The sequence below is a fragment of the Paenibacillus sp. FSL W7-1332 genome (assembly GCF_037969785.1).
Lineage (GTDB): Bacteria > Bacillota > Bacilli > Paenibacillales > Paenibacillaceae > Paenibacillus_AQ.
Genome location: NZ_CP150209.1, coordinates 5,906,344 through 5,928,192 on the forward strand (window position 1 = coordinate 5,906,344; position 21,849 = coordinate 5,928,192).

20 protein-coding genes are annotated in these 21,849 nt (G+C 51.0%); 8 read left to right on the forward strand and 12 right to left on the reverse strand.

What is annotated here, in order from left to right; translation table 11 throughout:
• Window positions 1-6 precede the first annotated feature (6 nt).
• Window positions 7-918: a 1-phosphofructokinase gene (gene pfkB / locus MKX98_RS26710; RefSeq protein WP_220684080.1), complete on the reverse strand. Its 912-nt coding sequence runs from the start codon at window positions 916-918 to the stop codon at window positions 7-9.
• Complete coding sequence (locus MKX98_RS26715; protein WP_071217888.1) at window positions 918-1,667, reverse strand: DeoR/GlpR family DNA-binding transcription regulator; 750 nt, start codon at window positions 1,665-1,667, stop codon at window positions 918-920. The genes pfkB and MKX98_RS26715 overlap by 1 nt, the downstream gene beginning before the upstream one ends.
• Before the next feature lie 270 nt (window positions 1,668-1,937).
• Here MKX98_RS26715 and MKX98_RS26720 point away from each other — a divergent pair, with 270 nt between their 5' ends.
• Window positions 1,938-2,855, forward strand: a complete 918-nt coding sequence (locus MKX98_RS26720; protein WP_220684079.1) for a J domain-containing protein — start codon at window positions 1,938-1,940, stop codon at window positions 2,853-2,855.
• An 81-nt stretch (window positions 2,856-2,936) separates the two neighbouring features.
• On the opposite strand, the gene MKX98_RS26725 is transcribed toward MKX98_RS26720, so the two are convergent.
• Entirely contained in the window at window positions 2,937-3,827 is an 891-nt protein-coding gene (locus tag MKX98_RS26725) for a hypothetical protein (protein ID WP_339219431.1), read from the reverse strand.
• A gap of 172 nt (window positions 3,828-3,999) precedes the next feature.
• On the opposite strand from MKX98_RS26725, the gene MKX98_RS26730 reads away from it, so the two are divergent.
• Both MKX98_RS26730 and MKX98_RS26735 read left to right on the forward strand, forming a co-directional pair.
• Window positions 4,000-4,857 carry a DegV family protein gene (locus MKX98_RS26730; protein WP_339219433.1) on the forward strand — a complete coding sequence of 286 codons (858 nt, stop codon included), beginning with the start codon at window positions 4,000-4,002 and terminating at the stop codon, window positions 4,855-4,857.
• Window positions 4,858-5,099: 242 nt separating this feature from the next.
• A complete protein-coding gene (locus MKX98_RS26735) occupies window positions 5,100-5,603 on the forward strand; it encodes a hypothetical protein (protein ID WP_009595848.1) in 504 nt (167 codons plus the stop codon).
• Window positions 5,604-5,701: 98 nt separating this feature from the next.
• On the opposite strand, the gene glpX is transcribed toward MKX98_RS26735, so the two are convergent.
• The 4 genes from glpX to MKX98_RS26755 form a co-directional block, all read right to left on the reverse strand.
• Window positions 5,702-6,679: a class II fructose-bisphosphatase gene (glpX, locus tag MKX98_RS26740; RefSeq protein WP_339219435.1), complete on the reverse strand. Its 978-nt coding sequence runs from the start codon at window positions 6,677-6,679 to the stop codon at window positions 5,702-5,704.
• Window positions 6,680-6,720: 41 nt separating this feature from the next.
• Window positions 6,721-7,527, reverse strand: a complete 807-nt coding sequence (locus tag MKX98_RS26745; protein ID WP_071217883.1) for a pyruvate, water dikinase regulatory protein — start codon at window positions 7,525-7,527, stop codon at window positions 6,721-6,723.
• A gap of 13 nt (window positions 7,528-7,540) precedes the next feature.
• A complete protein-coding gene (locus MKX98_RS26750) occupies window positions 7,541-8,203 on the reverse strand; it encodes a helix-turn-helix transcriptional regulator (RefSeq protein WP_194544283.1) in 663 nt (220 codons plus the stop codon).
• A gap of 195 nt (window positions 8,204-8,398) precedes the next feature.
• Window positions 8,399-8,572: a GapA-binding peptide SR1P gene (locus tag MKX98_RS26755; protein WP_339219438.1), complete on the reverse strand. Its 174-nt coding sequence runs from the start codon at window positions 8,570-8,572 to the stop codon at window positions 8,399-8,401.
• 328 nt (window positions 8,573-8,900) lie between these two features.
• Between MKX98_RS26755 and MKX98_RS26760 the strand changes: the two genes are divergently transcribed.
• The gene (locus tag MKX98_RS26760; protein WP_220684077.1) at window positions 8,901-9,875 is read left to right on the forward strand and encodes a cation diffusion facilitator family transporter; all 975 of its coding nucleotides are present in this window, start codon (window positions 8,901-8,903) and stop codon (window positions 9,873-9,875) included.
• Window positions 9,876-9,941: 66 nt separating this feature from the next.
• Here MKX98_RS26760 and MKX98_RS26765 read toward each other — a convergent pair whose 3' ends face one another.
• Window positions 9,942-11,738, reverse strand: coding sequence for a S9 family peptidase (locus MKX98_RS26765; protein WP_339219441.1), 1,797 nt, complete (start codon window positions 11,736-11,738; stop codon window positions 9,942-9,944).
• A gap of 272 nt (window positions 11,739-12,010) precedes the next feature.
• Between MKX98_RS26765 and MKX98_RS26770 the strand changes: the two genes are divergently transcribed.
• Window positions 12,011-13,402, forward strand: coding sequence for a SpoVR family protein (locus MKX98_RS26770; RefSeq protein ID WP_194544287.1), 1,392 nt, complete (start codon window positions 12,011-12,013; stop codon window positions 13,400-13,402).
• Between the two features lie 126 nt (window positions 13,403-13,528).
• Here MKX98_RS26770 and MKX98_RS26775 read toward each other — a convergent pair whose 3' ends face one another.
• Both MKX98_RS26775 and MKX98_RS26780 read right to left on the reverse strand, forming a co-directional pair.
• Window positions 13,529-14,590: a globin-coupled sensor protein gene (locus MKX98_RS26775; protein ID WP_339219444.1), complete on the reverse strand. Its 1,062-nt coding sequence runs from the start codon at window positions 14,588-14,590 to the stop codon at window positions 13,529-13,531.
• A gap of 213 nt (window positions 14,591-14,803) precedes the next feature.
• Window positions 14,804-16,699: a PrkA family serine protein kinase gene (locus MKX98_RS26780; RefSeq protein ID WP_194544289.1), complete on the reverse strand. Its 1,896-nt coding sequence runs from the start codon at window positions 16,697-16,699 to the stop codon at window positions 14,804-14,806.
• 265 nt (window positions 16,700-16,964) lie between these two features.
• On the opposite strand from MKX98_RS26780, the gene MKX98_RS26785 reads away from it, so the two are divergent.
• Window positions 16,965-17,738 (forward strand): DUF2161 family putative PD-(D/E)XK-type phosphodiesterase, encoded by a 774-nt coding sequence (locus MKX98_RS26785; RefSeq protein WP_220684073.1) that lies wholly within the window; start codon window positions 16,965-16,967, stop codon window positions 17,736-17,738.
• 137 nt (window positions 17,739-17,875) lie between these two features.
• On the opposite strand, the gene MKX98_RS26790 is transcribed toward MKX98_RS26785, so the two are convergent.
• Together MKX98_RS26790 and MKX98_RS26795 are read right to left on the reverse strand one after the other, a co-directional pair.
• Window positions 17,876-19,090 carry a PLP-dependent aminotransferase family protein gene (locus tag MKX98_RS26790; RefSeq protein ID WP_071217876.1) on the reverse strand — a complete coding sequence of 405 codons (1,215 nt, stop codon included), beginning with the start codon at window positions 19,088-19,090 and terminating at the stop codon, window positions 17,876-17,878.
• Window positions 19,091-19,199: 109 nt separating this feature from the next.
• A complete protein-coding gene (locus tag MKX98_RS26795) occupies window positions 19,200-19,856 on the reverse strand; it encodes a response regulator (protein WP_076324451.1) in 657 nt (218 codons plus the stop codon).
• 381 nt (window positions 19,857-20,237) lie between these two features.
• Between MKX98_RS26795 and MKX98_RS26800 the strand changes: the two genes are divergently transcribed.
• The gene (locus tag MKX98_RS26800; RefSeq protein WP_220687333.1) at window positions 20,238-20,645 is read left to right on the forward strand and encodes a hypothetical protein; all 408 of its coding nucleotides are present in this window, start codon (window positions 20,238-20,240) and stop codon (window positions 20,643-20,645) included.
• Window positions 20,642-21,727 (forward strand): phosphodiester glycosidase family protein, encoded by a 1,086-nt coding sequence (locus MKX98_RS26805; RefSeq protein WP_194544293.1) that lies wholly within the window; start codon window positions 20,642-20,644, stop codon window positions 21,725-21,727. Before MKX98_RS26800 ends, MKX98_RS26805 begins: the two co-directional genes overlap by 4 nt.
• Window positions 21,728-21,849: the final 122 nt, after the last annotated feature.

Genomic DNA, 21,849 nt, shown 5'->3' on the forward strand with positions numbered 1-21,849 from the left:
AGCGGCTTACCACTCCGTGATCCTAACCTGCGGAAGAAGTCGATCAATCGTTTCCCGCACAGCCAAATCGTCCGAGAACGCCGTCGCGCTACCCGAGGCGACCCCTGTCCGGAATGCCTCGATCGGATCCTTGCCCATCGCTAGCGTACCGACGAATCCGGCAATCATCGAATCACCGGCCCCGACGGAATTACGGACTGTACCTGACGGTACGCTCGCGTGATATACCCGATCGGCCGTGATGAACAGTGCCCCTTCGCCGGCCATGGAGATAAGAACATGCTGCGCTCCTTCCTCTAGCAGCTTTCGGCCGTACTCTACAAGCTTCTCGCTTGAATCGATAACAACGCCGAATAATTCGGCCAGTTCGTGATGATTCGGCTTTACGAGGAGCGGCTTCCAGGCCAATGCCTTCATCAGCGCCTCTCCAGTGGTGTCCATCACGAATTCGGCACCGCACTTCCGGCACGTTTCGATAAGAAGGCCATAAAAATCAGGTCCCAGCGAAGGCGGAACGCTGCCGGACAGCACAACGATGTCCCCTGCTTGAAGCTGTGACAACTTATGAAGCAGTTCTTTCGTTTCTTCCTCGCGGATGATAGGACCCAGGCCGTTAATCTCGGTCTCGTCGCCATGCTTAAGTTTGACGTTGATGCGGGTATCGTCCGCGATATTCACGAAATCGGTGCGGATTCCTTCCTTGCCCAGCATCTCGTCTATATAACGACCGGTGAATCCGCCCAGGAAACCAATGGCCGTATTATCAGCTCCAAGCTGGTTCAACACCCGCGATACATTAATTCCTTTGCCGCCCGGAAATTTCAAGTCCCGTGTCATTCTGTTCAAACCGCCGAGCTCGATATGTTCAACTTCCACGATGAAATCGATGGAAGGATTCAGTGTTACCGTATATATCATCATGATCCCTCAATTATTTTGGTTTTCTGTGAAATAGCCTTCTTCCAGGATTCCGATAAGGACTCCGTAATCAGCGTCGCTTCGTTCAGATCCAGTAATTTGGCAAAGGAAACCTCTCCTATTTTGCTTGAATCCGCAAGGACATAACTGGAGGCGGACAGCTGGTGGGCTCGCCGCTTGATCAAGGCTTCTTCCGGATCGGGCGTGGTGTAGCCCATCTCTACATCCACACCGTTCGTGCCGAGAAAGCAGCGGTCAAAGCGGAAGTTGTCCATATTTTGAAGCGCTATGCTTCCGATGACGGCTTTGGTATGAATTTTCATCATGCCGCCCAGTAGATAACTTTTGATTCGTTTGCTTACCAGCGCTTCGATATGGGATAAACCGTTCGTTACCACCGTAACGTCCTTCGCGTCGATGAACGGTATCATCGCCAGCGTGGTCGTTCCCGCATCGAGGTAGATGCTTTCTCCATCCTCCACCTGTGCTGCCGCTAACCGGGCAACGGTATTTTTCTGTTGAATGTTTTTGAACGTTTTTTCCTCAATTCCAGGTTCCTGTATCTTTGGGCTCGGCAACGCGGCTCCGCCATGAATGCGCTTTAATAATTGACGTTCTTCAAGGTCGATCAAATCACGCCGTACCGTTGATTCCGAAGCTTCAAGGAGTTCAACCAATTCCTGCAGCTTCACGACGCCACGTTCTTGCAAGCGCTCTAATATGATTCGGTATCTTTCTTCCGTCAGCATAATGTGAATTCCCCCTCAAAGCATATAGTAACATAAACATACCAAAAAACAATCTAAAACTTTCAAAATCATTCACAATCATTCAGGGAGACAATGAATCATTTACCATATCCCATGATATCCATTTTCGCGTTTCTTCCTTATTCCTGACAGTTTACCCATTATCAAGACAACTAGTGTCGAAACATCACATAAACGTTTGTAACCTGCCGCCTCTACACTATATACTGGTAAATAGGAAACTCTCACAGTATAGAAGAGGTGACATGAATGGACCAATTGAAAGAAGCCTATGAGCGAATGGGTCTGCCGGAGGATGCAACCAAGGAACAGCTCGACGACCGGTATACGCTGCTCATGCGCCAAACCCGCTCACATCAAAGGCGGGAGCCGGACCGGGCGGAGGAGATCGAAGCCGAGTTTGCCGACATCACCAAAGCCTATAAATTCATCCTTGAAGAAGAGAACCGTAAAGCTTTGGAAGAGATGAATCAGAAACGGTACGGCAAATATAAAAGGTTTGCCGGGACAGCGGAGAAAACCGATCATTTCTTCCGTTATTATAAATTTCATGTGCTCGGCGGTATTGCTCTAGTCGGCGTCCTCATTTATATCGTGATTAGTATTTTCAACCATCAGGCCGAAAAAGAACGGTTGGCCAATCTGCCCCCGGTTGATCTGGAAGTCATGTTCCTCGGATCTTATATGAATCAGGATGGTGGACAGGACCTCAAACCAATCGAGGATGCGATTCTGGCGCAATTCCCCGATTGGAAACGCGTAACCGTTAACATTAACTATGTACCGCCTCTGGATTCCAACAATCCGCAGGATGCAGCCATGCTGCAAAAGGCACTGCTTGTACTGTCCACCGAGCGCCCGGACCTGTACATTATGGATCAGACCGCCTTTGATTGGGTTGGCAATCAAGGGATGGTGCGCCCCCTTGAAGCGGAGGTTGAAGGCGAGCTGAAGGAACTGCTCACGCCGGAGATGCTGGTAAAGGGGAAAAATGAGGAAGACGGTTCGGAGCATGTGTATGCCGTGGATATTATGGGCAGCCCGCTCGGCGAACAACTGCCTGTCCTTAAGAAAGAAATGTTTGCGGGCATTCGTGAAGGCACGGAACGTGACGCAAATGCACTGCGCTTTATTAAGCAATATTTGGAGACCTCCAAGCAACAATGAATGCATCCATCCGATATGAATAACAAAACAGCCTCGCTGCTCAGCCTTATGGCCAAACAGCAGAGGCTGTTTTTGCGAGTATTATTGATTAATAATCGAGCTCAAGGATGTAAAGGCATGCGTAGCAAATCCTTCGGAAGGTTCGCGGTGAGGGTTATTGACGCGGAAGATATAACCCTGTCCGTCAATCTCATCCACAATGTACATCTTGGTCAGGCTCTCACCTTCGCCTATCATATACACGGATGCACCCTCCATGACCTTATGCTTCTCATTGTCGCCAGCTTCACGAACCTTACCGGCATCGGCAAGCTCCTTCTTCGCTTCCAGCCTGAGTTCATCCTCGTTATAATCCGAAGGCAGCTTCGTAATCTCAACATAATAATCTTGATCCACATTCATGGTCAGCTTATTGGTCTTTGCATCAAAGGAAAAGATATCAAAAATATACAGCGCGTAGCCGTCGCCCTCTGCCAGTTTAGCTGTTTTGGTCTCTTTCATGCCCTCCAGCTCAAGCTCAAACTCTTTGGTTGCAGGCAGCTGCGCGGTTTCCGAACCCTTGCCCCCGCCTTCCTCTTCCACCGTCAGCTTGGTGAGAATCAGCTGTTTCAATTCTTCTTCACCCTCAATGGGCTGCTCCCAATACTCATACGAGACGGATTCATCTCCCTGTAGTTTGGATATGACTTGCTCCATACCTTCGTCCAGCCGGAACGCGGTAGGACCGTCTGCTGTTTCAATTTCAATGGAATTGTTATCGATTTGACCTACATAGGTACCGGTACCCTGCTTGATCTCGATCTTCGGCTCTTCGACGGGTTCAGCCGGTTCCTTGACATCATCCACTATGGGATTCGGATTAGCCGGCGGCTGAGAAGTTGGGTTTTCACCTCCACATGCCGTTATTGCCATCAGCAGCATTGCAGCGGTCGTTAATGCGATCATTTTGCTCAAATGCTTATGCTTAGCCATAAAACCACCTCCATTAGAATTAACGGGAAACTTATGGAATATGTTGCACAATTACAGCCTTTTTTGGAGTATGCTCAGCTCTCGACCCAAAACGACAAGAGCATTCCCTTTTCTCATCAAACAAGGTATTCTAGTAGTACAAGATTCAATTAGTTGATAAAGGGAGATGTTCATGTCTGGTAAAATTAGAATTTTTGCTGACAGTACTTGCGACTTACCACCTTCATGGATAGAAGAATATAATATCGGCATCGTTCCGCTCTACGTCGTATTCGGAGAACAATCCTTGCGCGACGGAGTCGACATCACGCCGGAACAGCTATACGCCAAAGTTGACCAGATCGGCAGCCTGCCCAAAACAGCGGCACCTTCTCCGTCCGACTTTATTTCGGCCTTCACGCCATCCATTGAGCAAGGCGAGGATATCCTGTTCCTAAGCATTTCATCAGAGCTTTCTTCCACCTACCAAAATGCGTTGATCGCCGCAGGTGAGCTGCCCGAGGGCCGGGTTACCGTGTTTGATTCACGCAATCTTTCCTCCGGTATCGGCCTGCTTGTCATGAAGGCTGTTCATGCAGCCAATGAAGGTTCATCCATACCGCAAATTTTGGAGTTATTAAGCCGCACCGTAAATGAAGTGGAGTGCGAATTCGTTGTCGATACGCTGGATTACTTGTATAAAGGCGGACGCTGTTCGGGCATGCAAAACATCATCGGCAGCCTGCTGAAAATCCGTCCGGTTATCAAAGTCGTGGACGGCGGCATGATCCCCGCTTACAAGGTACGCGGCAAAAAAGAGAAGGCACTGGATCAGATGATCCAGAATGCGCTGGCTCAAGTGGATAAGATGGACAATGATCTGATCGTTGTTGTACATACCATGGCCGAGGAGGAAGCCCGCTTCCTGCAAAAGCAACTGCAGGAGAAAACAGGCGCACGGCAGGTTAGCATTTCTACGGCGGGCTGCGTCATATGCAGCCACTGCGGTCCTCAAACCGTTGGACTCATGTATACCAAGAAGCCTTCATAATATCCTTCAATGGGAAAAGACAGTCCTGCTATGAAACCCTTTTGCTGCAGGACTGTTTTTTCTTTATTCAGGCTTGCCTAACAGGCGCTTAGCACCTTATTAAACGGCCTGCCTATTGGCTAAACATGCCATCCTAGACTAAAGTCTAGGTGAAACATTCCCCGCAGGACCGAGGACATCCCCATTCATTGCATGGTATTCTTGGATTAATCAATCTACAAAAGGAAAGGAACGAAGTTTGTATGACGAAACGTACAATCTTGGCACCGCTGCTCATCCTGCTCGGCGCATACTTGCTCTTAAACCAAGGCGGAACAGTTGGCGCCGGTTCCATCTTCGCCACATTCTGGCCTACGCTGTTCGTGATCCCGTTAGGTCTGTTTTTTCACTGGATGTACTTCTCGCTGGTTGGACGACAGGGTATCGGACTGTTGATACCGGGCGGCATTCTGCTCACAGCCGGTATTGTCAGCCAAATCGCTTCCTTGTTTGACTCGTGGGGTTCCATGTGGCCCGGCTTTATCCTGGCCGTTGCGGCAGGGCTGTTCGAGTTCTACTGGTTCGGATCGCGTAACAAGTGGCTGCTCATCCCGATTAACATTCTGACCGTATTGTCGCTGCTGTTCTTCGTGGTATTCTCAATCGGACCGGTACTGAATTATCTGTCCGTCGTGCAGCCTGTCATCGCTGTGCTGCTTGTGCTTGGCGGAGCTTGGCTGATGCTCGGACGGAAGAGACACGGTTAAGCATCCGGCAGCGCCAATCCGTTAACAACGCATAAAGGCACTCCGAAGGTTAGCTAACCATCGGAGTGCCTTTATATTATGGATACCCTGCTTATGCATTAAGAAGATGCAGCGGCAGCTAAAGTCTCACTGCTTTGAAACAGATGATGAACGCTCCGGATATACCGGACGGTTCTAGTGCCGGAATACATCATGACGGAATGCGTTTCGGCCCGCTGACCCGGCATAAACTTCACGCCGCGCAGGAAATCGCCAGCCGTCACGCCCGTAGCCACGAATAATACGCCTTCGCCGCCTACCATATCCTCCATCGTCAGCAGCTGCTCGGGATGCTTCAACCCCATGTCCTGGCATCTGATGAAATCCTCCGATGTCTCCGGTATGAGCCGTCCCTGGATTTCCCCGCCCAGGCATTTCAAAGCAGCGGCAGCGAGAACGCCTTCCGGAGCTCCTCCTGAGCCCACATAGAGATCGACCTCGCTGTCCGTGCAGGTCTCGATTGCTCCCATGACATCCCCATGGCTCAGCAGCTTGATTCTTACCCCGGACTCTCGCAAAGCCTTGATCATCGCGCTGTGTCGGTCGCGATCGAGAATGGATACCGTCATCTCCGACAGCGGCTTGGATAAGATCTCCGATGCTTTTCGAAGGGTGACCTCAATCGGATCATTCAAACTCAGCTTGCCCGCAAGCTCGGGTCCAACCGCGAGCTTATGCATATAGATATCGGGCGCATGCAGAAGGGTGCCTCGGGGAGCTGCGGCGATTACGGATAACGCGTTGTTCAGCCCGCTGGCCACCGTTTCCGTTCCTTCGAGCGGATCTACCGCCACGTCCATCTTCGGACCTTTGCGGTTCCCTACGCGCTCTCCAATATACAGCATGGGCGCTTCATCCATCTCGCCTTCCCCTATGACAACGACACCATCCATCGCTGCGGAATCAAAATGCTTGCGCATGGCAACCGTCGCGGCTTCATCAGCACTGTTCTTGTCCCCTCTTCCTGTCCACCGGGCGGATTGCAGCGCCGCTTCCTCCGTCACTCTTACAAGCTCCAATGCTAATGAACTCTCCATGAATGAATCCCTCCTTCAGCTTTTTTCCTTACCGATGCACCTTATTTCAGATAATTCATAATCAGTCCTGCGGATTCCTCAATCGCCTTATCGGTAACATCAATGACGGGGCATCCAAGCTCCGCATACAGCGACAGGGCATAATCCAGTTCCTCTTGTATCCGCTCAAGGGCTGCATACTGCACCTGATGCGGCAGTCCCATGACCTTTAAGCGCTCGCTGCGGATTTTGAGAAGATGCTCCGGCTCGATCGTAAGCCCGATGATCGTCCCGTTCGTGACTTCTCTGAGCTGCGACGGCGGCGACATCTCCGGCACGATCGGGAAATTGACCGTTTTGTAGCCTTTATGAGCGAGGAACATCGATAGCGGCGTCTTGGAGATTCGAGATACGCCCAACAATATGATGTCCGCCTTCAAAATAGCGCTAACGTCCTTGCCATCGTCATATTGGACAGCGAATTCCATCGCGTCGACCCTCCGGAAATAGCTGTCGTCCAGGCGATGCAGCAGCCCCGGCAGTCGTTTGGGATAGTCGTTGAACGTATCGGCAAAGGCCTGCATCATCGGCCCCATAATATCCACCGTACGAATGTTGAGCCGCACGGCTTCCTCCCGTATGACCTCGCGAAGCTCCGGCTGCACAAGCGTGTAGGCCACAAAGCCTCCGCGCCGCGCCACCTCTTCCATCAATTCGGTCAATTCATCCTCGTCGCGAACGTTCATATAACGTTTAATCTCTGTATTCGGAAGCTCGAATTGGCGCAGGGTAGCTTGCACAACTGCTTCAGCCGTCTCCCCGATGGAGTCCGAACAGATTGCTATGAAATGAGTTAATGCCTGATTCATCCGATTCCTCCCATTATTCCTCGGCTACCATGTCGAGCAGCATTTTGATAATATTCGTTTTTGTGATCCGACCGACAACCTTCCAGTGTTCCCCCGGATTCCCCGTAGCGGACGGAACGACAACCGGCAGGCTATCGATTTGATGGTTGATGATTTTCCGGGCGGCATCCAGCACCGTATCTTCCGGCTGCACGGTTGTCACGTTAGCCCGGCGGGTCATGATCAGGCTTACCGGCATGGAGGATGCCGTCGGGTTGCCAAGCGTTACCTTAAGCAGATCCTTGCGGGACACAATCCCGGCCAGATGACCATCGGCATCGGTAACGATCAGATTCCCCACGTTCTCCAGAAACAAGGATACAACGGCTTCATGAATCGTCGTGGTCTCACGCACAATAACCGGAACACCGTGCAGATCGCCTACCTTCATTTTGAGAAGGCGGAACTTCTCCTCCCGGTCGCGCGTTCCCCGCTTTCCCAGAAAGTACCCGACCTTTGGCTTGGCATCAATATAATCCAGAACCACCAGTTTGGATAAATCGGTACGAAGGGTGGCTCGGCTGACATTCAGCATCTCCGCAATCTGATCTCCTGTAATCGGTGCATGTTTTTTTACGATATCGACGATATCCTGCTGCCTTGTCGTCAGTTCGATAGTGATCCCTCCTGCGTGCATTTCCTCTACTTGCCGATATAATACGTCATATATAATATATATGCAACATATTTTCGTCTAAAAAATGCATAATTAGGTATCAATCATTTTTTTAATGCCCATCAAAAAAGGTTATAAATCCATAAAAAAGCATGCTTTCTGGAAGATTCCTTCCAAAAAAGCATGCTTTGTTTACATTCCGCTAACGATCATCCATTAATTTTGAGGCTCTGTGCCTTTGCATTCCCCTTTTCCGCAATATCCATAAATGATCTTCACTCCGTCGGTTGGAATCGTGTCCACCATTTCATCACATCTGGAGCATATAATCAGGCCCCATTCCTCATTCGCCTTGCCTTTCGCTGCCTCTGGACTTGTTAACGCTTTCATAACATTTCCTCCTTATGTTTTTTCACTTTGCTGCAAGGCAGTTTACGCTTTGTCATCCAGCGGTAACTCGATTCGCCACATCCTCCTAAAGACCACTTACCAACCGTGTTCACTACATACATCCCTTTATTTTCCACTATATTCTTAATGTATTGGGTAAGAAATGAAGATATGAGTAAATAATGATTAATGTAACAAAAAACATGTTAAGTATTATGTATGACATCATGTTTCACGTGAGGATAGGGGATACCCTTAATTTGGCATGATATGATAATATATACTTCGGATTTAAATCGAAATCGACAAAATAGACGGAGGGTTCGGATTGAAGAACACATGGCAGCTTATTAAAAAAGGAAACACCTCATCCGCCATTGCTGCACTGGGCAACACCGGATTGGCCATAATCAAGGGGATAGCGGCGTCCGTTAGCGGGAGCGGTACGATGTTTGCATCCGCCATGCACTCGGTGGCCGATGCCGTAAACCAGGGGTTTGTATTCGTAGGCAGCGTGCTGGCCGAGCGAAAGCCGACCAAGAAGTTCCCCACCGGATTCGGCAGGGTCATTAATCTGGTCTGCATGGTCGCGGTGATCGTGGTCACCATCATGGCCTACGAAACGATACTGAAAGGCTTCAAGCTGTTAAAGCATCCGGAAGAAGCCACGAATTTCTGGCTTAATTTCATTGTGCTGGCCATTGCCGTTATCATTGATGGCTCTATCCTGATGAAAGCCATGAAAGAGATTATGAAGGAAACCCGTGTTCAAGCATCCGGATTTGCCCTGCTGCCCGCCGCTTTCAAAAATGCCGGCCGCGCTGCCCCGCCTACACGGCTTGTGTTCTATGAAGACATCGTGGCTACGCTTGGCGCCCTCTTCGCGCTGATTGCCATTGTGTTCGCGCATTTCTTCAATTTCCTCATCCTGGACGGAATCGCCACGATCCTGATCGGCTGTCTGATGGTGGGCGTAGCCTTTAAGGTCGGATATGACAATATGGTCGGCTTAATCGGCGTCGCCGCACCGAATGAAGTGGAAGAGAAGATCTCCGAGATCATTCTCGGCGATCCGGATGTCCGCGACATCAATCGTCTTCGCATCCTGCAGGAAGGCCGCAACTATCATGTGGAGGCCTACATTGAACTAAAGAAAGGGATGACCCTGGCCGAGGCCGGCCATTCCAAAATGAGAATCAACGCCCTGCTCACCCAGGATCCGAACATTTCGGATGTGACCTTAGGCATCCTGGAGGACGATGGAATCAAGCTCTGGAATCCGAGCGACACTATAGATAACTAACAGGGAAAGAGGCGTACCTCGGAGTCCGAATGGACCTTGGGTACGCCTCTTTTTTCATACGGTCTCTTACTGATTGCGCTTCAGGAATTCGACCATCCGCGCATAAGCGATTTTTTCGTTGGCCTTCTTCGTAATGCCATGCCCCTCGTCATCGAACACGAGATACTCCACATCACGGCCTTTCGCCCTCAAGGCTTCGACGATTTGGTCAGATTCCTCTTTGACGACACGCGGATCGTTAGCCCCTTGGATGATCAGCATCGGGTTCACCATATCATCCAGGTACGTAATCGGCGAATCCTTGATAAAGCGTTCTTTATCCCGTTCCGGATCGCCTATCCAGCGCTCCATAATCGGCTTCCAGTGCTCGGGTACCGAATTGTAGAAGGTAAACAGGTTGCTGACCCCGACGATATCAATCGCCGCTTTGAAATACTCCGGATTACGTCCTGCCAGCAGCAGAGTCATATAACCGCCGTAGCTTCCGCCCATCACAAAGAGCTTCTCACGGCTCGAAATGCCTTGCTCAAACAGCCAATCCATGCCTGCCAAACAATCCTTTCGCGGTCCCTCGCCCCAATCCTGCTCCACCAATTTCACGAAGGAACTGCCGTAACCCGTGCTTCCCCGGAAGTTCGGACAGAAGATGTGATACCCTTTGGCCAGAATATACTGGAACATGGAACGGAACTGCTTGCGTTCCGAGGCTTGCGGGCCGCCATGCGGCCAAAAAACCGTATAACCGTTCGCCACATGGTCTTTGGCTCGGAACAGGAGCGCTTCGATCTCCATACCGTCAAAAGAAGGATACGTCACAACCTCCGGCGTCACCATGTCCTCGTCGGTTAATCCTGTCAAAACGTTCTTCGTAATCATACTCCATGAGCCGCCTGCGTAACGGTAAATGTTAAGCGGCTTCACGGCGCCGCGGGCGAGCAGGTACAGATTGCCGGACTTTGTCACGTTGAGCTGCTCCACGATATCCGATGGAAGAGGAATGGCGGTTAACGCCCCGCTGTCGAGCGAATAGGCATACAGTCGATCCTCCACCCCTTTTTCCGTGACGATATAGAGAGTCCGTGAATCCTTATGGTAGCGCAAGAGCTGGATGCTCTCCCGGTCGAAACGGCACAGCGGTTCAAACTTCTGCTGAGGAATGTCGTAAGTGGCTACATATGAAAATTCCGATTCGTAATCCGTTGCGAAAATGACCTGGTCATTGCTGGCGAACAGCACATCGCCCGAGATGTGAACCTGATCAGGGGAAGGTGTCAAGCAGAGCGGCTGGCCGCCTTCACGCTTCACGTAACTGACATAGTAGGTGTTGGCATACATTTTCGTATATGCGATGGTTTTCTCGTCGGGGCTCACGGCACACATTTCGGTCGACGTCACCTCGCCTTCATGCAGCAAATGATCCTCCTTGGTGTCCAGATGATATACGCGCGAATTCAGGAAGGACGGATTCCCCTTCGATGTGACGTAATACAATCGCTTGCCATCCTCCGACAAATGCACGAAATAATGTTTGTCATCCGCATCGGCCCCTTCGAACAAAGGCATCGGCTCGCCGCCGTTCCAGCGCAGCACATGAAACTGATAATTTTCATTCCCGTCACGGTCAAACGCCGTTAAGATATGTCGCCCTTCCGGGTCCAGCTTGATAAAGCTTGCGATCTGGTCATTGTATGTAAGCGGATAAGGGTAGGACGTCTCCCCTTCTAACTCCATGGCCCATAAATTGAACTTTCCGTTTAGACTGCTGCTGAATACAAGCCGTGACTCGTCTGCACTGATTCCAAAGGTACGAATGCCATAAGTTTGAAAAAATTGCTCCACATCGGGTTTAGGAAATTCGATCATTCATTTGCCTCCCTGACCTCATCTTATTATCCATCGGTTAATAAATGGTGAAGTCTGCCAAACCGCTGGATTAATCCCATTATAACGCAAAGCTTTCCGAGGGGCATCGTTACATGGTCTGGCAGCTCGCTACGTCTGTGGAACGAGACGGGACTCTTTTTTCGCAGAAGCCCGTACATATTCCCGGCATCCCCTCGTCAGCCCGCATATCTGCAGCAAGATTCCATATAAATGATAAGAACCATGTTTTTAATAACGAAGGGGGGATTCTCGTGCACCAAGACGAGATCGCGGAACTGGAACGTTCCATTGCGGAGATTACCGAGATCGCTACAGGCTTTGGCCTTGATTTTTACCCTATGCGATATGAAATCTGCCCGGCAGACATCATATATACCTTCGGCGCATACGGCATGCCTACCCGGTTCAGCCACTGGAGCTTCGGAAAAACCTTCAATAAAATGAAGATGCAGTACGACTTCGGCCTTAGCAAAATCTACGAGCTCGTGATCAACTCCAATCCATGTTATGCGTTTCTTCTGGACGGCAACTCCCTGATTCAAAATAAACTCATTGTGGCCCATGTCCTTGCACACTGCGATTTCTTTAAAAACAACGCCCGCTTCTCCGTCTCTAACCGTAATATGGTTGAGAGCATGTCGGCTACTGCCGAGCGTATCTCCCGTTACGAGATTGAGCACGGCACGGAGGCTGTGGAGCAGTTTATCGACGCTGTGCTGGCGATTCAAGAGCATGTGGACCCGCATATCGTAAGGCCGGATAAACTCGATAAGCAGCGATACACCGCACGGCGGATGCAGGAGCAGAAGGAGGAAGCCAAGCGACAGAAACCTCCCGGCCGGTATGACGATTTATGGGATATGGACGAAAATGGCGAAGACAAAGCCGATAAATCACCGGCAGCACCCAAACGCTTCCCGCCCGAGCCGGAGAAAGACATCATGTGGTTCATTCAGGAGCACTCCGACATTCTGGAGGATTGGCAGCGGGACATTATGAGTATGCTGCGGGAGGAAATGCTGTACTTCTGGCCGCAGATGGAAACCAAAATCATGAACGAGGGCTGGGCTTCGTACTGGCATCAGCGCATTCTGCGGGAGATGGACCTGACCAGCGAGGAAACGGTGGAATTCGCCAAGCTCAACGCCTCGGTCGTGCAGCCGTCGCGCCACAGCCTGAACCCCTACTACCTGGGTCTGAAAATCTTCGAGGATATCGAACGCCGCTGGGATCGGGAGAAGATGTTTGATGTGCGCGAATACGACTCCGATATTTCCTTCCTGCGCAATTATTTAACGAAGGAACTCGTGGAGGACCTGGACCTCTATGTCTTCGAGAAAAAAGGGCCGGAATGGAAAATCACCGACAAGGCGTGGGAAAATATCCGCGACCAGCTGGTCGTCTCCCGCGTAAACGGCGGCTCGCCGTTTCTCGTGGTAACCGACGGCGATCATCTTCGCTCCGGTGAGCTGATGATCAAGCATCTGTATGAGGGCATTGAGCTTGACCTGAAATATATGGAGCGCACCATCCCCTATGTTTACCGGCTCTGGGGCAAACCCGTGCATCTGCACAGCATGATCGAGGGCAAACCGATCCTGTTCTCCTACGACGGCAAGAAGCTCCATCGGCGATTTATTTAACGACGCAGCGCTTGAAGGGCATGATGGCGCCATAGAGCAGCAGCACCCGCGCTGGGGGATTTCTCCATGCGCGGGTGCTGCTGTTGTTTAGGGATATCCTTCATCCGTTCGCTTCTTGAATCCCTGTTATACGCTTACCTTCTGGGATATGGCCCCCTCTTGGACATCGTGCTTCTGAACATCATATTCATGCTGAAGCGATTCCAAATCATCGGCCAGCTTTTCCATCATTTTCACAAAAGCAGCCAATTCCTGCGAGCTTGCCGCTTGATTTCGTGCGTTCAAGGATGTTTTCTCTGATTCCTGCTCCACAAGCCCCAGCTTGCGGATAATGCCGCTGACCTTGTCCTGAATCTCGTCCATCGCCTTCTTGGAATGGGTGGCCAGCTTTCGAACTTCCCCGGCAACCACCTCGAAGCCTCTGCCTAATTCCCCGGCATGAGCAGCCTCAATCGCCGCATTCAGACCGAGCAAGTGGCTCTGATCCGAGATTTCCCTAATCAAACTTCCCATCTGCTCAATATGCAGAATTTCTTCGCCCAGCTCGGAAGTCAGCGTATGCGCTTTATCCTGTGCTTCCGCTGTTTTGATCGCATTGTCTGCCATTAACGCCGCGCTTTGATCCAGCTCCACGATCATGGCCGTCAATTCTTGAACCGCATTTGTAATCGCTTCCAACATTCTTTGTTGATCCGATACCAAATTGTTGATTTTCTCTTTCTCTTTCATTTCGTAAGCTTCCAGAACGAGCTGGGAATCCAGATTAAACATCTTGCTCAGGGCATGCACCACTTGGATCCACTGATCCGGTACGATTTGCTTCAGTAAGTCGGTAGCGATATCCAGATAAACCATGTAGCTTCCAAGGTAATAGTCCGTTTTCAGTCCGATTCTGGAGTGAACTTGTCCGATCTTAATCCGTTCGGCAATATAAGCATCATCCACTCTTCCTGCCGCAAGGGACATCCAGTATATCCGCTGGGTCTCCTTAAGCCGTTCCACCGTCGAGGTGCGCTCGATAATCTGCATCAGCTGCGGCTGCGTCCCGATCTGCGCGTAAAACCGGTTAACGACCTCTTCAACCACCTTCGCGAACACGTCACGATGATTGGCCAGCAGCTCCAGCCCTTGTTCATCCAATCCGATATACTCCAACTGTTGGCGTCTTTTCGGGGAAACATCAATCATTTCGATAACTCCACTCCTAAATAGCGTGATCCATATCACAGGTTCAAGTACTTAGGGTCCATTATAGACTATATTTACCATATAAACATAATCCTAAAGTCCTAATTGTGTGTATATTTGCACCACCCAACCGGGCCATTTCATCCCAAAACATGAGAAACCACCCTAACTTCACAAGTGGTTTCTCATGGCATTCCGTTATTCTATTCGATATTACCGATTCAACAGACTGCCCACATAACGCAGCAGCTCGTTCGCGCATACCGGGCAGTACCCGTGCTCCTCGATCAGTCTGGAGCTAACCTCGTTGATCCGTTTTAACTGCACGGCATCCGGCGTTTTCGTCGAGGTTGTAATCTTGACGATATCCTTCAGGTCGGTGAACAGCTTCTTCTCAATTGCCTCGCGCAGGCGCTCATGATTGTGATATTCGAACTTTTTGCCCTTTCGGGAATAAGCCGAGATGCGAATCATGATCTCCTCCCGGAAAGCCTTCTTCGCGTTTTCCGAGACGCCGATCTGCTCCTCGATCGAACGCATCAGTCTTTCGTCCGGATCCATCTCCTCATCGGTTAACGGATCGCGGATTTTCGTCCAGTTGCAGAATGCTTCGATGTTATCCAAATAATTCTCGAACAGCGTCTTGGCAGACTCCTCGAAGGAATACACAAAGGCCTTCTGGACTTCCTTCTTCGCTAGATCATCATACTCCTTGCGTGCGGCGGCAATAAAATTCAGATAGCGCTCCCGCTCCTCCTTGGCAATCGAGGCATGCTGATCCAGCCCATCCTTGATCGCCCGCAGCATATCCAGCGCGTTAATGCATTGAAGATCCTGCTTAATCAAAGCACTGGATATCCGGTTAATGACATACCGCGGATCAATCCCGGACATGCCTTCTTCCAGATATTCATTCTGCATCTCCTTCAGGTCCGCTTCTTTATACCCTTCGACTTCCACACCGTCGTACATGCGCATCTTCTTGATCAGATCCATGCCCTGCTTCTTCGTTTCCTTCAGACGCGTCAAGACGGAGAATATCGCGGCAGATCGAAGCGCGTGCGGCGCGATATGGATATGCTTCATATCGCTTTGGCCGATCAGCTTCGAGTAGATTTTCTCCTCGTCGCTGACTCGCAGGTTATACGGAATCGGCATAACAATCATCCGGGATTGCAGCGCCTCGTTTTTCTTATTGGCGATAAATGCTTTGTACTCGGATTCGTTGGTGTGAGCCACGATCAGCTCATCCGCGCTTATCAGCGCGAACCGGCCCGCTTTAAAGTTCCCTTCCTGGGTCAGGGAGAGCAAGTTCCATAGAAATTTTTCATCGCATTTCAGCATCTCCTGGAATTCCATCAAGCCGCGGTTCGCTTTGTTTAACTCACCGTCAAAGCGATAGGCGCGCGGATCCGATTCGGAGCCGTATTCCGTGATGGTGGAGAAATCGATGCTGCCGGTCAAATCGGCAATGTCCTGCGACTTGGGATCCGACGGACTGAACGTGCCGATGCCGACCCGGTTCTCCTCGGAGATTAATATCCGTTCAACTTCAACCTTTTCGATATCGCCGCCGTACTCGGTTTTAAGCCGAAGCTGGCAGGCCGGGCACAAATTCCCCTCGATCCGGACGCCGAGCTCCTTCTCGATCTCCGGTCTTAGCTCCATCGGAATCAAATGCAGCGGCTCTTCCTGCATCGGGCAGCCGGCGATCGCGTATACCGCTCCGCGGTCGGTACGGGAATGCTTCTCCAGGCCGCGCTTCAGCAGCGTGACCAGCGTGGATTTCCCGCCGCTGACAGGCCCCATAAGCAGCAGTATGCGTTTGCGCACATCCAGCCTGCGGGCCGCGGAATGGAAATATTCTTCAACGAGTTTCTCGACAGCCCGGTCGAGACCGAAGATTTCCTGTTCAAAAAACTTATATTTTTTCTGGCCCCCGCTCTCTTCGAAACCGTAGGATTCGATCATGTCATATACACGGGCATGTGCCGTCATGGCTGGAGAGGGATCCTTCTTAAGTATTTCAATGTATTCCCTGAATGTGCCGCTCCACGCCAAACGGTCGCCTTCTGCCCGATACGATGCTATGCGTTCGAAAATATCCATTTCGCTACCTCCTATGAGTCTGTTTATGGGGATTGGCTTCCATTCCACAGCGTCATTAGAAAACATTCCATTTTCGAAAAAGTGTATTACATACCTATGCGACTTGCTTGGAATAGTTGACCTTATTTTCGAAGTCATGCGCATGCAATTTTATCTAACCACCGGTCCATTCTACACTCGGGTACGCCATGCGAGCCGTCCCCATGCTATACTGAAATTACATTAACTTGACATTAAAGCATCTTTCGAATAAAGGAGAGTCATCATGGCGATAAAGCATGAAGCCGAGCTGTACGCTCCCCTGAAGGCCTTTTTTGAACTAAACGGTTATGAAGTGAAGGGTGAAGTACGCAATTGTGACCTTGTCGGCATGAAAGAGGGCGCCGATGAACCGCTGATCGTGGAGCTGAAAAAAACCTTCAATCTGGCCCTTCTGCTCCAGGGCATCGAGCGGTTAAAGCTGACCCCCTACGTTTACCTTGCCGTCGAGAAGAGCCGGGCGAAGAAAGGAGCCGTCAATCAGCGCTGGGCGGAGCTGACGGGGCTCTGCGGACGTTTGGGACTAGGACTCATTACGGTCACCTTCTACAAAACCAAAGCGCCCTTCGTCGAGGTGCTCTGTGAGCCGGAGATCGCCGTGCAGAAGGGACGAACCGCCATCAGGCGCAAGGAACGCCTATTGTATGAATTTCGGGAGCGCAGCGGCGATTACAACACGGGCGGGGTGACGAGAGCCAAGCTGGTTACCGCTTATCGCGAGAAGACGCTGCGCGTTGCTGCTGCCATGAATGCGGCGGAAGTGGAGCAGCGAAGCTCGCGCGAACTGCAGGAGGGGCATGAGCTTCAAGAAGCTACACCCGCGGTGCTGTCCGGTATTTCTCCCGCGGCCGTGCGGGATCGAAGCGGCGTGGGATCGGCGGCTGACATTCTGCAGCGCAATTACTACGGCTGGTTCCGTCGGGTAAGTCGCGGTCGCTACGTGTTGACACCGGCCGGCGTACAAGCTCTGGCAGACTATGCTTCCGTATTGAAATCATAGATTCTGCATGTAGAACTCCGAACAAGTACATATTCGCCCATGAAAAAAAGCCGCTGATTCTATTCCGAACCTGAAATCAGGCTCAATCAGCAGCTTTGCTATGTTATACACGATTCGCATAAAGAAACCTTCCATGTCTAATTCCGGGCTGTAAATTCCATCACGGCTTCGCTGATGAGATTCATGCCGAGCAGCAGCTCATCCCGCCCCGGGTGCGTAAAATTCAGCCGGATACACTCACGGGTACGATCTGCCGCCGAGCACATCGAGCCTGGCAGGAAAGCGGCTCCTTTTAATAGAGCGGCTCTTAGGAGCGCATCCCCATTCAATCCCGGAGGCAGCTGTACCCAGAGAAACATTCCCCCGGGAGGCACCGCATACTTCGAATCCTTCCACGCGCTGCGTTTCAGCAGCTCCACCATCAGCTTGAGCCTCGTTGCGTATTCCCGATTAAGCATGCCGATATGGTCCTCCAGCTTGAAATGCTTCGATTCCAGCAGATGGTGCAGCATCCGCTGGTTCAGCATGCTGGATTGCCAGTCGGCCATCTGCTTCACGGCCGTCATCATCTCAATCAAGCGCCGGTTCCCGGCAGCCCATCCCGTACGCAGCGCCGGCGCTACCGTTTTACTGAACGAGCCCACATACAGAACATGTCCTCCCTGCGGCTCCTCTAGTGAGAAGATGGAAGGAATTCGGGGTTTCGGATTCTTGGCGTCCGCAAAATAAAGATCGCCGTAAGAATCATCCTCCACGATAAGAAGTCCATGCGAGATACACAGCTCCAGCACCTGCTGACGCCGCTCCAAGCTCCACATCACGCCTGTCGGATTGGTAAAATTGGGCGCAGCCATAAGCAGCTTCGGCTTGTGCTGCCGGATCATGGCCTCCAGGTGCTCCGGCAGCATCCCGTCTTGATCTCCCTCCACAGGCACGATGACGGCACCTTGGAGACGCAGCACCTGGAGCAGTCCCGGTGAGGTGGGGTTCTCCACCAGCACCGGATCGCCCGGGTCCACGTACACCCTGACAAGCAAATCGATGGCCTGCTGCGTGCCCGTGGTCAGCAGAATATGCTGCGGCTGGACGCTCAGGCCTTTACGGCGGGAAAAGTCCTCGCTCAGCCACTCGCGCAGCGGTCCATAGCCTTCGGCCTCACCGTACTGCAAGGCGAGCGGGTCCTCGGAGAGCACCGAGGTCGCCGCTTCTGCCAGTGAATGCAAAGGAAATAACTCTTCGGCCGGCAGCTCTTCTGCCAAGGAAATAAAAGAATCCCGCTTCGCAAGTTCCCTGATATCGCGCAGCGGGGATGACAAAAGGGTCTGTGCACGGGAAGCAAAGGAATACTGCATGGAAGTCCCTCCTCTAACCGTTATCAAAACCTCGGTTTTGTATTCAGGAGCCTCTTAACAACCTCTAAAAGGTATTCCTGATATGTATATATTATACCTTAATCCTGCCTTAGGCATATATTTGCCTGCCTTGACGGGTATACAGCGCATACTTCTCGATCGCCTGTGCACGGGTGGATACCCCGAGTTTCACGTAGATTTTACGAAGGTAATTGTCAATCGAGCGGCGGCTCACCTGAATTTCCATGGCGATTTTGTCGTATGTAATGCCCTGGACAATCCGTTCCATTATAAAAGCCTCCGTCTCGGAGAGCTGGAGTCCGCCTTCGTTCATTGCAGAGGCCGTTAACGGCCAGATGCCTTGCCTTACCCAGTCGAGCGGCAGCGAGGCAACGCCTTCCCGGAGCCCGGTAATCATATGTATGAGCTGAAATGTGGATGCCTGCTTGGACAATAGGCCGCTTGCCCCGCGGCTGATCAAGGATTGCAGCAAAGGAAGGCCATCATTGTCGGTCATAATGACGACATGGGTCTTCGGGGACAGCTGCTTCATCTGCTCCAATACGGCTTCCGAGGTATGTTCCGACAAATGATAATCCAATAGTACCAAGTCAGGAAGCAAATCCCCGACCATGCGAAGCCCTTCTGAATCCGAGGATGTCATTCCCTCAACGAGCAGATCCTGCTGCTCTTCCAAAATCAATTTTGTTCCCAGCATGCTTGTAGGTTGACTGCCGACGATAACTACCCGCCAAACCTGATTCATTTTCTAATAGACCTCCTGTATCAACAAACTTGAATCTCTAGTATCTCTATTAAGTAAGCGCCGTCAATTTCTTACATATCCGGTATTGCGAATCTTCGTTGTTTGCAGATATGGATAGACGCAATTTAGAGCCGTTATACGTATAGAAATTAGGTTAATTAATCCTATAGGCGCAGGGCCTTTGACGGTATGCATGGCGAATGTCTTATATGTATCCTATTTGATAATCAAATCTATACAGATTGTATCCCACTCTATCTTTCTAGGCAATCTATTTTTCATAAAAACAAGTGCTATTGGTTCGTCTTTGCGAAAGTAATTCTGACATGTTAGAATGAAATTTGGAAAAAATGATAGTTTTTGAGGGGTGATGAAATGCCAATGTTGGACCAGGAACACAATACCCCCTATAAATCCCGTGAGGAAGTGCAGCAAAAGGGGCCATCCACCAAATGGTTCTGGGTATTTTGGATTGTTCTCATCGGGCTGGGTACCACCGCAGCCTACCTATATAGCAATCACTTGAAGGAGCAAGTTGTGGTGCAGCTGCAGCAGGATACGCGCCAGGAAATGGCGTCATTCAAAGCAGAGTACGACCAAAGGTTTAACGAGCTGGTTCAGGAAATGGACGAAATGCAGAGCAAGGTTCAGTCGTTTAATGAGCTGCTGACCTTTACCAAGGATCAGGCTAGCGGCAAAACGGACAACAGCAACAAGCTGTACAGTCAACTAAGCCAAGTTGAGAAACAGCTGAAAGAGCTGGAACGCAAGATGGAGCTGCTGAAGTGAGAAAACTGAAGTATATCCGTCCCAAGCAGTTAAACCGTACGTTTATGCTGGCCATTGCACCTTTTATCGGAATGCTGCTGTGTATGTGGTTCATCACGGAACCGCCGCGTCTGTCGCACGACACCGCCGAGTACATACCATCCGGCAGCATATCGGAACAATCAGCCGTGATCAAACAGGATTTGGATCAAGCCGCCGTCTCTGCGGAACAGACGATATCCTCCATTGAAAAAACGGCCAAGCTCTATCGGCAGACGACGGCCACAGTGGGAACCATTCTGCAAACAGCGGAATCGCAAGCCGCGCGCCCGGAGCAAATCTATAATCGAAGGATCACAACCAAATTGGGTGTCCCTATTGAAACGGTCAACAGTGACCGGATTCGAATCGAATTGTACAAGATCAATCCGGGCACCTATCACGGCTATGCGATGAAGGTCAAACTGAAGGATCCTTCCGCGATGAAGATGTCGCTTGGCAGCGAAAGCGGCAGACCCGGGTCCGTCGAAACCACCATGCGCGCCGTAAGCCGGCATGGTGCGGTCGCGGGGATTAATGCCGGTGGATACGCTGACGGGAACGGGGGCAGACATCCACTGAGCACGACCTATTATGATGGCAAATACGTCTCGGGGTTTCAACCGAGCTTTAAGGATCTTGCCTTTGTCGGCATGAGCAAATCCGGCAAGCTGATCGGTGGCAAGTTCTACAGCCAGAGCGAGCTTGACCGGCTCGATCCCATGTTCGGTGCTACCTTTGTCCCCGTGCTGCTCCAAAACGGCAGCAAGACGACAATTCCCGAGAAATGGAGAACGACCCCCGGCCGCGCACCGCGTACCGTCATCGGCAACTACAAGGACGATCAGCTGCTCATCCTGGTTACCGAAGGATATGATGAGAAAGGCAAATCGGGAGCCACGCTGCAAGAGCTGCAAAACAAGCTTAAAAAGCTGGGCGTGATCGATGCGTATAATCTGGATGGCGGCGGGTCCGCATCCCTCATCCTAAACGGCCGCGTCGTGAACAAACCATCGGACGGAAGTCTGCGTCCGGTACCTACGCACTTCTTATTTTTCAAATGATAGAATCGGCCCTCATATTCTCGTTTATTTTTTGGCTCAAGGTGGTTATAATAAGGTTAGCTTAGCAGGAGGTGGCAAGAATGTCGTTCTCATTAACATTTTGGATCGTCATGCTCGTATTC